The sequence below is a fragment of the Sphingopyxis sp. KK2 genome (genome assembly GCF_001990265.1).
GTDB lineage: Bacteria > Pseudomonadota > Alphaproteobacteria > Sphingomonadales > Sphingomonadaceae > Sphingopyxis.
In genome coordinates this window covers 1-11,447 of the sequence record NZ_LYVN01000130.1, presented here as the reverse complement: position 1 = coordinate 11,447, position 11,447 = coordinate 1, and the positions used below count along the sequence as shown (strand labels likewise).

At 65.4% G+C, this 11,447-nt stretch carries 11 protein-coding genes; 5 read left to right on the top strand and 6 right to left on the bottom strand.

The window, feature by feature from the left end; all coding sequences use genetic code 11:
- Positions 1 to 125 precede the first annotated feature (125 nt).
- Positions 126 to 1,319, bottom strand: a complete 1,194-nt coding sequence (locus tag B1A78_RS17395; protein ID WP_077148177.1) for a type III PLP-dependent enzyme — start codon at positions 1,317 to 1,319, stop codon at positions 126 to 128.
- 243 nt (positions 1,320 to 1,562) lie between these two features.
- Between B1A78_RS17395 and B1A78_RS17390 the strand changes: the two genes are divergently transcribed.
- Positions 1,563 to 3,221, top strand: a complete 1,659-nt coding sequence (locus B1A78_RS17390) for an FAD-dependent oxidoreductase (protein WP_077148176.1) — start codon at positions 1,563 to 1,565, stop codon at positions 3,219 to 3,221.
- 56 nt (positions 3,222 to 3,277) lie between these two features.
- Positions 3,278 to 4,018 carry a hypothetical protein gene (locus B1A78_RS17385; RefSeq protein WP_144037881.1) on the top strand — a complete coding sequence of 247 codons (741 nt, stop codon included), beginning with the start codon at positions 3,278 to 3,280 and terminating at the stop codon, positions 4,016 to 4,018.
- Here the strand turns inward: B1A78_RS17385 and B1A78_RS17380 are convergent, their stop codons facing one another.
- The 5 genes from B1A78_RS17380 to B1A78_RS17360 all read right to left on the bottom strand — a co-directional run bounded on the left by B1A78_RS17380 (position 4,019) and on the right by B1A78_RS17360 (position 9,069).
- Entirely contained in the window at positions 4,019 to 5,236 is a 1,218-nt protein-coding gene (locus B1A78_RS17380) for a carboxynorspermidine decarboxylase (protein WP_077148174.1), read from the bottom strand.
- Positions 5,237 to 5,282: 46 nt separating this feature from the next.
- Positions 5,283 to 6,284, bottom strand: coding sequence for a N(4)-(beta-N-acetylglucosaminyl)-L-asparaginase (locus tag B1A78_RS17375; protein ID WP_077148173.1), 1,002 nt, complete (start codon positions 6,282 to 6,284; stop codon positions 5,283 to 5,285).
- A gap of 39 nt (positions 6,285 to 6,323) precedes the next feature.
- Positions 6,324 to 6,674 (bottom strand): DMT family protein, encoded by a 351-nt coding sequence (locus tag B1A78_RS17370; RefSeq protein WP_077148172.1) that lies wholly within the window; start codon positions 6,672 to 6,674, stop codon positions 6,324 to 6,326.
- On the bottom strand, positions 6,671 to 7,759 hold the full coding sequence (locus B1A78_RS17365; protein WP_077148171.1) for an alpha/beta fold hydrolase: 1,089 nt from the start codon (positions 7,757 to 7,759) through the stop codon (positions 6,671 to 6,673). Before B1A78_RS17365 ends, B1A78_RS17370 begins: the two co-directional genes overlap by 4 nt.
- A gap of 101 nt (positions 7,760 to 7,860) precedes the next feature.
- A complete protein-coding gene (locus tag B1A78_RS17360; protein ID WP_077148170.1) occupies positions 7,861 to 9,069 on the bottom strand; it encodes a saccharopine dehydrogenase family protein in 1,209 nt (402 codons plus the stop codon).
- Between the two features lie 65 nt (positions 9,070 to 9,134).
- Between B1A78_RS17360 and B1A78_RS17355 the strand changes: the two genes are divergently transcribed.
- From B1A78_RS17355 to B1A78_RS17345, 3 genes are all read left to right on the top strand, one after another.
- Entirely contained in the window at positions 9,135 to 10,139 is a 1,005-nt protein-coding gene (locus tag B1A78_RS17355; RefSeq protein WP_077148169.1) for a threonine/serine dehydratase, read from the top strand.
- 38 nt (positions 10,140 to 10,177) lie between these two features.
- Positions 10,178 to 10,621, top strand: coding sequence for a hypothetical protein (locus tag B1A78_RS17350; protein WP_077148168.1), 444 nt, complete (start codon positions 10,178 to 10,180; stop codon positions 10,619 to 10,621).
- Positions 10,622 to 10,750: 129 nt separating this feature from the next.
- Positions 10,751 to 11,447 (top strand): DUF3419 family protein (locus B1A78_RS17345; protein WP_144037880.1); only part of this gene is annotated, 697 nt, incomplete at its 3' end.

The window sequence follows — 11,447 nt, the reverse complement described above, 5'->3', positions numbered from 1 at the left end:
CGGGAGAGGGAAGGGGCCCGCCGGCAAAGCCGGTGGGAAGGGTGAGGGTGGTCTGACCTATCACATAAGAAAAGGGCCGGTCGCTTCGCAGCGCCGGCCCTTTCCTTATCCGTCTGCTGTCCGGTTCAGAACAGCTTGGTCACCGATGCCGTGCGGCGTTCGGGTTCGGCTTCGCCCTTGTAGAGGCTCGCCATCGGTTCGTCGCTGACGACATGCGTCTCTTCGGCGCCGAAGCCGTTGAACTTGGTCCGCATTGCGCAGCCATAGGCGCCGAGCATGCCGATCTCGATGAAATCACCGGCCTTCACGTCATCGGGAAGGAAGAAGGGGCCGGTCATATGGTCAAGGTCGTCGCAGGTCGGGCCGTAAAAGCTGAACGCCGTCATTTCGGCTTCGCTCTCGGGCTCGCGCAGCAGCGTGACGGGGAAGCGCCAGCCGACATGCGCGGCGTCGAACAGTGCGCCATAGGCACCGTCGTTGATATAGAGCTCGTCGCCGCGGCGCTTTTCGACGCGCACGATCAGCGAGCTGTACTCGGCCGACAGCGCGCGGCCGGGTTCGCACCACAGTTCGGCCGAATAGCTGATCGGCAGGCTTTCGAACGTCCGGTGGATCGTGTCGAAATAGGCGCCGAGCGGCGGGGGCTCCATGCCCGGATAGGACGAGGGGAAGCCGCCGCCGACATCGATGATGTCGACCGTGACCGACGCCGCGACGATCGCGGCGCGGACGCGCTCCATCGCCTGCGCATAGGCATGGGGGGTCATCGCTTGGCTGCCGACGTGGAAGCAGATGCCGAGCGCGTCGCTGGCCTGGCGGGTCGCCATCAGCAGTTCGGCGACATCCTCGGGCTCGGCGCCGAACTTGGCGGCGAGGCTGAGCTTCGAATGGTCCGACGAGACGCGCAGGCGCACGAGCAGGTTGAGGTCTTCGGCACCCTCGGTCGCGCGGACGATCTTTTCGAGCTCGTCCATCGTGTCGAGCGAGAAGGTGCGCACGCCATGTTTCCAATAGGCTTCGGAAATCGCTTCCTCGGCCTTCACCGGATGCATGAAGCAGAGCGTCGCCTTGGGTAGGGTGCGCGAGACGAGGCGCACCTCGGCGATCGAGGCGACGTCATAATGGGTGACACCCGAATCCCACAGCACGCGCAGCAGGTCGGGCGACGGATTCGCCTTGACCGCGTACATGGTCGTGCCGGGAAATCGCTCGATGAAGAAACGCGCTGCGCGCGCCGCGGCATGCGGGCGGACAAGCGTTACAGGTTCGACCGGCGAAAGTGCCTGAATCAGCCCGTGGGCGCTATGATGCTGGTGCAACTCAAGGGACCCCCAAAAAATACGTTAAACATCCAAGGCTGCCTTGCGGTTATTGGAAGTCCCCCTGGGGCAGCGGAGGGCGATATATGCAGGGGGGTCCCCCCTGTAAAGACCCTATCGCGCAATTTTGTAACGCATCGGTAACAGTCGCGCTGAAGCGGGCCTGACGCACGGTAACCGGGGGACAAAGCCGCGGATATTGGCTATTGCAGGTCTCTCTCTCCGCCGAAAGGACCGCGCCGCATGACCCCGCCCGCCGACGTGAATCACACCTTTCCCGACGCCGAGATCGACGAATTGATCGCCTTCGGCACGGTCGAATCGCACAAGGCGGGCGACCTGATCCTGGCCGAGGGCACGATGGCGCCCGATTGCATCATCACCCTGTCGGGCCACACCGACATCTTCGCGGCGACCGACGAGGGGCCGCGCCGCGTCGGCTGGATGGAGCGCGGGCAGTTCGCCGGCGACCTGTCGATCCTGACCGGGCAGCGACACCTGTCGCGGGTCGAGATGGGCGCCGACGGCGACATCCTGCGGATTCCGCACGACAATTTCCAGCGGCTGATCGCGGGCAACAGCCATTTTTCGGATGTCTTTGTGCGCGTCTTCGCGGCGCGGCGCGAGTTCGGCAACAGCCGCGGCTTCGCGGCGATCATCGTGATCGGCGCGGCGATGGACCGCAGCGTCTATGCGATGCGCGACCTGTTGATGAAGCACGGCGTCGCGCACCGCTGGTTCGACCCCGCCGACGGCCCCGTCGCCGGCCATCTGATGACCGAACGCGGGCTGACCGAGGCGCAATTGCCGCTCGTCATCCTCGGCGCGGCCGATGTGCTCGTCCAACCGACCCCCGAAGCGCTGGCCGCAGGGCTCGGGCTCGACCTGCTGCCCGACGGGGCGACCGCCGATGTGCTGGTGGTCGGCAGCGGCCCCGGGGGGCTGGCTGCGGCGGTCTATGCCGCGTCCGAGGGGCTGACGGTGATCGCGCTCGATTCGCTTGCGCCCGGCGGGCAGGCGGGGACCTCGTCGAAGATCGAGAATTACCTTGGCTTCCCGACCGGCATTTCGGGCAACGAACTGGCGCGGCGGGCGACGGTCCAGGCGCAGAAATTCGGTGCGCGGCTGGTGTCGCCGGTGCGCGCGGCGTCGATCGGGCGCGACGGCGACGCCTATTGCCTGCACCTCGTCGATGGGCGGAAGCTGCGCAGCCGCGCCGTCGTCGTCGCGTCGGGCGCGCAATATCAGCGGCTGCCGATCGAAGGGATCGAAGCCTATGAGGGGCGCGGCATCTATTATGGCGCGACGCCGATGGAGGCGCAGCTGTGCGGCAACGCCGAGGTAACCGTCGTCGGGTCGGGCAATTCGGCGGGGCAGGGCGCCATCTATCTCGCGAGCGTCGCGAAGAAGGTTTACGTCATTTTCCGCCGCAAGAGCCTGCGCGAGACGATGTCCGAATATCTGGTCAAGCGGCTCGAGGAACATCCCAATATCGAGATTATCGGATCGACCGACGTGGTTGCGCTGCACGGCGAGGACCGGCTCGGCGGGCTGACCTATCGCTGCCGCGAGACCGGTGCTGAAGATCATTGCGACTGCGGCTTCCTGTTCCTCTTCCTCGGTGCGACGCCGAACACCGGCTGGCTGCCCAAGGAAATGGTGTGCGACGAGCGGGGTTTCGTGAAGACCGGCACCGACATCGCGCCGATCGAGCTGGTCAAGGCGGGCTGGGCGCTCGACCGCATGCCGAGCCGTTACGAGACGAGCTGGCCGCGCATCTATGCCATCGGCGACGTGCGCAAGGGATCGGTGAAGCGCGTCGCCTCGTCGGTGGGCGAGGGATCGGTGGTGGTCAGCGATATCCACCAGGCGCTGGCGGAGATCGCCGCAACCGGCAATTGACCTTCTAGGGCGCCACGCGATAAGCTGTTGGCATCGAAGCGAAAAAGAGGGTGAAGATGAGCCTGGCAGCATTGATGATCGTTGCGGCAGTGCAGGGCGCGGGTGAGCCGCTGCCCGGGAAAACCGATATTCCCAGTGATTTTTCGACCGTGATCTGTCCGGATGAAGCTGCGGCAAAGACGATGCTCGACCACTATCATGGTGTCCAGCCCGCTCCGCGGAACCATACGCTCGACACCGGTCTGTTCTTCGAAGGGCTGAAGGCGACCGGATGCGTGCAGGGCGGCCCCGACGCCACGACCGTCATCACGATCGGCGAGGTCGTCGCACGCCGGACGCTGGCGCTGGCCGGGGGCGACGAAACCTATCTCGTCTATCGCGGCGCCAATGCAAAAGGTACGGCGCTGGTCGGGATCGTCGACGAGACGGGCAACAACAAGCATCCGCGCACCGATTTCGAGCGCTGGCTGGCGGAGTTCGCCCCCGAGGGCCGGCTCGACTATGATCCCGCTGCAATGAGCGTCGTCTATTCGTGCCCGACAATCGACGCAGCGCGGGCTGCGGTTCGGGCGATTCCGGCGAAGGGTGGCGACAAGGCGCAGAATACGGCCTTTACCAAGGCGCGCACCGCGAACGGATGCGTTCAGGCGGCCGCCGGCCAGTACCGGGTCAGCGCCCGCCACGAGAGCCGCGATATCCAGTGCGGGTTCGAATGCGAGGATGTCTGGAACGCGCTTGCCGCGACCGATGCGCGGGGGCGTGCGGTCGGGCTGATCTTCAACGGCTCACATTTTTGATCAGCTCAGCCGCGTCTTGAAATCCTCATAGGCGAATTCGCGGACCAAAGTCAGCGCGTCGCTCTCGCTGTCCCACAGCCAGATCGACGGCAGCGGCACGCCGTTGAAGGTGTTCGTCTTGACCATCGAATAATGCGCCTGGTCGAGGAAGGCGAAGCGCTGGCCTATCCGGGCGCCGCCATCCGATGATTTGTCGGCATCCGCCGACGAGGGCAGGCGATAGTCGCCGATCACGTCGCCCGCGAGGCACGACGGGCCGCCGAGGCGGGTCACCGGGCCCTCGCTCAGCTCGCCGAGCATCGCGGGGCGATAGGGCGCTTCGATCACGTCGGGCATGTGGCAGGTCGCGCTGATGTCGGTGATGCCGATGGCCATGCTGTTGTCGAACAGGTCGAGGATCTCGCCGACGAGGATGCCCGCGTCGAGCGCGACCGCTTCGCCGGGTTCGATCATGACGTCGCAGCCGGTGGTCTCGCGCACGCCTTTCAGGAAGGCGATCAGGTCATCGACCTGATAATCGGCGCGCGTGACGTGGTGGCCCCCGCCGAAGTTGATCCATTTGAGTTGGCCGACATAGGGCGCGAGCAAGGGTTCGACCGCGGCCCAGGTGCGCGCGAGCGGCGGGAAATCCTGTTCGCACAAGACGTGCATATGGATGCCGTCGACGCCCTCCATATGTTCGGGGAGGAGCTGGCCGACGGGGAAGCCGAGGCGGCTGCACGGCGCGGCGGGATCATATTTGGGAACCTCGCCCTCGCTGTGCTGCGGATTGATGCGGAGGCCAATGTCGAACGTCTCGCCCTTGGCACGCAAATCGTCGAGCAGCGGGCGGAAGCGCGCGATCTGGCCGGGCGAGTTGAAGATCAGATGGTCCGACAGGCGGCAGATTTCGGGCAGGTCCTCGGCCTTGTAGGCGGCGCAATAGGTCGCGACCTCCTTGTCGCCGTGCGGCCCGCCATATTCCTCGCGCCCGAGCCGCGCTTCGTAAAGGCCCGAGGCGCAGACGCCGTCGAGCGTGCCCGCCACGGTGGAACCCAGCGACCACATCGAAAAGGCCTTGAGCGCCGCCAGCACGCGCGCGCCCGACGCGTCGCCGATCTGGCGCAGCACCGCAAGGTTCGCGCGGACCTTCGCCGCGTCGACGACGAAGGCGGGCGAGGGGACGCGATTAAGGTCGAAATGGGCAAAGGCCCCGGGGTCGCCGGCTCTGGTTTCCATGGCCGCGCATGTAGGGGCTTTGGGGGGCGGAAGGAAGGGGGTGTCGCTATGCGACCGGCACCTTCACATTTCCGCTCGCGGTCTGGACCGAATAGCTGAAGGGATTGTCCTGCCACCCCGTCTTGGCGCCGCCATGAACGCCGTCGCGGCGGATGACCGCGATGCCGCCGCCGATCTTGTAGCCTGCATCCTCGATGCGCTGGATCGCGGCTTCGGCGGCGGCCTGCGGGTGCATGCCGCCGCGCATCAGTTCGACCGCGTGATAGGTCGGCAGGAAACGCATCATCACGTCGCCATTGCCCGTCGCGACCGCCCCGCCGACCGCCTGGTCGCCATAGGCGCCGGCACCGGGGATCGGCGAGTCGCCGACGCGGCCGGGAATCTTGAACTCGCGGCCGTTGGTCGAGCAGCCGACGGTCAGGTTGCCCGCGGCGTCGAGCGCGATGCTGCCGACGGTATCGTGGCCCGCGAGCTTGGCGTCCTTTGCGAGCGGTTCGGGGCCGAAGGCGTCGGATTTCTCGCCCTTTTCGGCCCATTTGGCGAAGGCGGCCTGCGACTTGGGGCCGGTGAGCGAGGTTTCGGTGAAGCCCATGCGCGCGGCGAAGCGCGTCGCGTCGTCGCCGACGATCAATGTGTGCTGGGTTTCCTCCATGACCTTGCGCGCGACCGAGATCGCCTTCTTGACGCGCTTGAGGCAGCCGACCGCACCGATGTCGTGCGTCGGACCCCACAATATCATCGCGTCGAGCGTCGTTTCGCCGACCTCGTTCGGCACGCCGTCGGCGCCGACCCAATAGTCGCCGAGCAGTTCGACATGGTTGATCGCCGCCTCAACCACGTCGAGCGAGGAGCGACCCTCCGCCAGCATCGGCCAGCCGATCGCATTGGCGCCGGGGCCGAAATCCCATGTGGTGAGAATGAAGGGCTTGCCCACCGGGATGGGTGCGGGCTTCGCTGGCTTGGCGGCCTCGGCCGCGACCGGTAGCGCCGCGAGGCCCGCCGCGCCGACGGCGAAGCTGCGCCGTGAAATTGCGTTGTCGTCCGCCATGTCGCTCTCCCCTTTGGAGGGAAGCTAGCGGGGCCGGGGTCAGGCCGCAATCGGTCCCTTGAAGATGAAAAAGGCGCCGCCCGCGATCAGCAGGAAGCCGACGAGATGGTTGATCGTGAGCTTTTCGCCGAGCCAGAAGACCGCGAAGGCGGCGAAGACGATCAGCGTGATCACCTCCTGCATCGTCTTGAGTTCGGCGGTCGAATAGACGCTGTGGCCGATGCGGTTCGCGGGGACCGCGACGCAATATTCGAAAAAGGCGATGCCCCAGGCGAGCAGGATCGCGAGCCACATCGGGCGCGAGACGTCGCCGAGGTGGCCGTACCAGGCAAACGTCATGAAGATGTTCGAGATGACGAGCAGGAAGATCGGCAGGATATAGGGCGTCATCTCTTGTCCTTCGTCAGCGGCAGTACGTCCCGGAGCAAGGCAGCGAAGAAATGCCCCGGCTCCTCGACCATCGGCATATGCGCCGAATGTTCGAGCCAGACGAGCTTCTTCGACGGGGCCTTCACCTGTTCGAACCAATGGGCAGCCACCGGCGAGGGAACGGTATAGTCGTGGCGGCCGAGCAGGAAGACCAGCGGCACGTTCATTTTCTTCACCGGATGAAAGCTGACGTCGGCGAGCCGCGGCCAGAGCGTCGTCACCGAAAATTCGCTGCCCTTGCCCCACGCCGCTACGTCGGCGGGGCCATATTCGGGCGAGAGGCGCGGGGTCTGGAAATAATATTTGAGGTCGGGCTTGTTGTAGACGAGCGAGCCGAAAGGAATCGCATATTTGCGCCAGCCGTCGGCCTTGGCGATGGTGAAGTCGCCGCGCGGATAGGGTGCGAGCGCGTCGATCGCATCGACTGCGTCCATATTGCCCGCGAGTAGCGCCTGGCTGCGCGTCCACGCCATGCCGACCGCTTCGCCCTCGCGGAAATCGATCGCCTGGCCGACGCCGACATAGGCGTAGAGAAGGTCGGGGCGCTTCACCGCGACCGACAGGCCGACCACCGAGCCCCAACTGTGTCCGAGCAGCACGACCTTGCGCTTGCCGTATTTCTTCTGGAGCAGTTCGATCAGTTCGATGGCGTCGTCGCGATAGCGGTCGAGCGTCATCGTGGGCGCGAGCGTCGCGGGGTCGTTCAGCGGATAGCTGCGCCCCGCGCCGCGCTGGTCGTACTGGACGACGGTGAAGACATCCTCCCACGGGCGCTGGAACGCCCAGGCAAAGGGCATTTCGACCGCGCCGGGGCCGCCATGGACGAAGATGAGGATCGGATTGTCGCGGTCGGCGCCGCGCACGTTGACGACCTGTCGCGCGCCGCCGAGCGTGACCTCGAAGCTTTCCTGCACGCCGTTCGGGGTGACGATCTTGCCGATATCGGCGACGATCGCGCGCGCGGGGGCGTAGGGGTCTTCGGTTTGCGCGGCGGCGGGCGAAGCGAATGCGGCAAGCAGCGCGAACGCCGCGATACGGAACGTCATGAAAGAAAAACCCTTTCGTCATCCCCGCGAAAGCGGGGACCCGGTTCTGCCGTTGCTACCGGGTTCCCCTGTTCGCGGGAATGACGAATGAGGGAATGGACTCAGAAATCGAGCGGGCCCGCGAGTTCCTTCACCTGCCAGGGCAGGCCGTGGTTGTTGAGCATGTCCATGAAGGGATCGGGGTCGAACTGTTCCATGTTGAACACACCCGCGCCGCTCCAGATGTCCTGCACCATCATCGCCGCGCCGATCATCGCGGGCACGCCGGTGGTGTAGCTGACCGCCTGGTTGCCGGTTTCGGCAAAAGCGTCCTCATGGTCGCAGATATTGTAGAGATAGAGCGTCTTTTCCTGGCCGTCCTTGCCGAGGCCGGTCGCGATGACGCCGATGTTGGTCTTGCCCTTGGTCGTCTCGCCAAGGCTCGAGGGTTCGGGCAGCACGGCCTTCAGGAACTGCAGCGGGACGATCTCGCGGCCTTCGTAGATGACCGGGTCGATCCGCGTCATGCCGACATTCTGCAGCACGGTGAGGTGGGTGATATAGGCTTCGCCGAAGGTCATCCAGAAGCGGATGCGCCGGATTTCGGGCAGGTGCGTCTTCAGGCTTTCGATCTCCTCATGATACATGAGGTACATCGTCTTTTCGCCCACCGCCTCGAAGTCGAACTTCTGCTTCACCGACATCGGCGGGGTTTCGACCCAGTCGCCATTTTCCCAGTGACGCGCGACCGCGGTCACTTCGCGGATATTGATCTCGGGATTGAAGTTGGTCGCGAAATGCTGGCCATGGTCGCCGCCGTTGCAGTCGAGGATGTCGAGCGTGTCGATGCGGTCGAAATGATGCTTCTTGAGCCAGGTGGTGAAGACGCTGGTGACGCCGGGGTCGAAGCCCGAGCCGAGCAGCGCCATCAGTCCGGCGTCCTTGAAGCGGTCCTGATACGCCCATTGCCAATGATATTCGAACTTCGCCTCGTCGCGCGGTTCGTAGTTCGCGGTGTCCATATAATGCGCGCCGGTCGACAGGCAGGCCTCCATGATCGTGAGGTCCTGATAGGGCAGCGCGAGGTTGACGACATGCGTTGCGCCGATCGAGCGGATCAGCGCCGCGGTCGCGTCGATATGGTCGGCGTCGACCTCGGCGGTGTCGATCGTCACCCCGGTGCGCGCCTTCACCGACTCGGCGATCGCGTCGCATTTGAACTTGCGGCGGCTCGCCAGCGTGATGTGCGGAAAGATGTCGGGGTTCATCGCCATCTTGTGCACCGCGACCGATCCGACGCCGCCTGCGCCGATCACCAAAACCTTGCTCATCGAAAATCTCCTGCCCGCAGACCTATGCGGCTTGTCTTGTATGCCGCGCCCTATAGGACGAAGCCATGACACAGCAAAGCCCAGATGCCCGTCACGATGCCCTGCTCGACCCGGCACGCGCGCCCAGCCTCGCGGGGGTCGAACGCGCGGCGGCGAAAGTCGCTGCATTATTGCCGCCGACCCCGTTGCTGCCGCTCGAGGTCGATGGCGTCACGGTCTGGTGCAAGGCCGAATGTCTGCAGCCCGTCGGCGCGTTCAAGATTCGCGGCGCGTGGCACCGCTTGTCCGACCTGTCCCCCGAACAGGCTGCGGCAGGCGTCGTCGGCGTGTCGAGCGGCAATCATGCGCAGGGGGTCGCCTGGGCGGCGAAACGGCTGGGCATCAAGGCGACGATCGTGATGCCGAGCAACGCGCCGCAGATGAAGCTGGCGGCGACGCGTGCGCTGGGGGCTGAGGTCATACTCTATGATCGCGTGACCGAATCGCGCGATGCGGTCGCGGCGAAGTTGCTCGAGGAAAATGGCGGGACGCTGGTCCATGCCTATGGCGACCCCTGGATCATCGAGGGGCAGGGAAGTGCCGGGATCGAGGCCGAGGCGCAGCTTCGCGCGCGCGGGATAGACGGGTTCGACAAGGTCGTCGCCTGCTGCGGCGGCGGCGGGCTGTCGGCGGGGCTGGCGCTCGCGCTGCCCGACACCGAACTCGTCGCGGTCGAGCCCCAGGGCTGGGACGATGTGACGCGCAGCCTGGAGGCGGGCGAAATCCTGTCGGTCGAGGACCTAGCCTATCCGACCGAATGCGACGCGCTCCAGACGCCGCAGACCTGGCCGATCAATTTCGCGGTGCTGCAGGCGCGCGGGGTGCGCGGCGTCGCGGTAACGCGCGAGGAAGTGCGCCATGCGATGCGGCTGGTGTTCGAGAAATTGCATCTCGTCGTCGAACCCGGCGGCGCGGCGGCGCTCGCGGCGGTGCTCGCGGGCAAGGTGTCGCCGGGCAAGGCGACGCTGGTCACGCTGTCGGGCGGCAACGTCGACCCGAAACATTATGCGGAGATTTTGGCCGGAAACTAATCGGCGCTGGTGCGTTGCAAGGGCGAAGGAGATTTATCATGCAAAAGGCGATCATCCTGTCGGGCGTGGCGGCGCTGATATTGCTGTCGGGTTGTGAAAAGGCCGCGGCGCCGGCGCCCGAGACGACCGAGACCACCGTCGTTCCTGACGAGACGATGCCAGCCGAAGAGGCGGCTCCGACCGACCCCGCGACCGCGCCGCACCGCTTCGCCGACTGGGCGGGCAAATGGACCGGCGTCGAGGGCATGTTCGTGACGATCACCCCCGGCGAGCCGGGCAAATACAAGCTGGAGATGCAGTCGGACCTCGACACCAAGGGGACCTATGACGGCAACGACAGCGAACATGGCATCAAATTCAAGCGCGGCACCGAAGAGCTGTCGCTACGCCGCGGCAGCGGCGACGAGACCGGCCTCAAATATCTCGCCGGCAAGAAGGAATGCCTGATCGTCAAGGATGGCGAGGGTTATTGCCGCGACTAACAAATCCCTCTCGCTTCGAGTGAGGGGATTTTTCCGGCAGTCGTCGATTTGTCATCGAACCGACGCGGGAATCGCAAGAATCGCTGTCATGGGCGGCCCCGGATCCACCTTTCTCCGGGAGACCTGCCCATGGCCAGCCAGCCCAATCGCAAGATATCCGACGCCGTCGTCCGTGAGGATGCCGAGCAGAAACAGCGCCTGCTCGACCGCGCCTTCGCACTCGCCTTTCGCGGGCTTGTTTACGCGCAGATCTGGGAGGACCCGGTCGTCGATATGGAGGCGCTGGCGATCGAGCCGGGCAATCGCATCGCGACGATCGCCAGCGGTGGCTGCAACGTCTTTTCCTATCTGACCGCCGACCCCGCCGAAATCGTCGCGGTCGACCTCAACACCGCGCATGTCGCGTTGAATCACCTGAAGCGCGTCGCGGCGCAGCAGCTTCCCGACTATGAAAGCTTCCGCCGCTTTTTCGCCGATGCCGACAGCGGCGACAATGTCGGCGCCTATGAAGCCTATGTCCGCCCGCACCTCGACGAGGTCAGCCGTCGCTATTGGGAAGGGCGCGACCTCATCGGCCGCCGCCGCATCAACGGCTTTGCCTCGGGCCTCTACAAGCGCGGGCTGCTCGGCAATTTCATCGGCGTCGCGCACCTGCTCGCGCGGCTGATGAAGGCCGATCCGCGCCAATTGCTCGAAGCGCGCGACATCGACGAGCAAAGGCGTATCTTCGAGACGAAATTCGCCCCCTTCTTCGACAGGAAGTTCGTCCGCTGGGTCACCGACCAGCGCTCGTCGCTGTTCGGGCTCGGCATCCCGCCCGCGCAGT

What these genes read in the sequence shown, in the direction of transcription:
- B1A78_RS17390 (WP_077148176.1), top strand. Translation starts at nt 1,563, where the DNA reads ATGACCCCGCCCGCCGACGTGAATCACACCTTTCCCGACGCCGAGATC.
- B1A78_RS17385 (WP_144037881.1), top strand. Translation starts at nt 3,278, where the DNA reads ATGAGCCTGGCAGCATTGATGATCGTTGCGGCAGTGCAGGGCGCGGGT.
- B1A78_RS17380 (WP_077148174.1), bottom strand. Translation starts at nt 5,236, where the DNA reads ATGGAAACCAGAGCCGGCGACCCCGGGGCCTTTGCCCATTTCGACCTT.
- B1A78_RS17375 (WP_077148173.1), bottom strand. Translation starts at nt 6,284, where the DNA reads ATGGCGGACGACAACGCAATTTCACGGCGCAGCTTCGCCGTCGGCGCG.
- B1A78_RS17370 (WP_077148172.1), bottom strand. Translation starts at nt 6,674, where the DNA reads ATGACGCCCTATATCCTGCCGATCTTCCTGCTCGTCATCTCGAACATC.
- B1A78_RS17365 (WP_077148171.1), bottom strand. Translation starts at nt 7,759, where the DNA reads ATGACGTTCCGTATCGCGGCGTTCGCGCTGCTTGCCGCATTCGCTTCG.
- B1A78_RS17360 (WP_077148170.1), bottom strand. Translation starts at nt 9,069, where the DNA reads ATGAGCAAGGTTTTGGTGATCGGCGCAGGCGGCGTCGGATCGGTCGCG.
- B1A78_RS17355 (WP_077148169.1), top strand. Translation starts at nt 9,135, where the DNA reads ATGACACAGCAAAGCCCAGATGCCCGTCACGATGCCCTGCTCGACCCG.
- B1A78_RS17350 (WP_077148168.1), top strand. Translation starts at nt 10,178, where the DNA reads ATGCAAAAGGCGATCATCCTGTCGGGCGTGGCGGCGCTGATATTGCTG.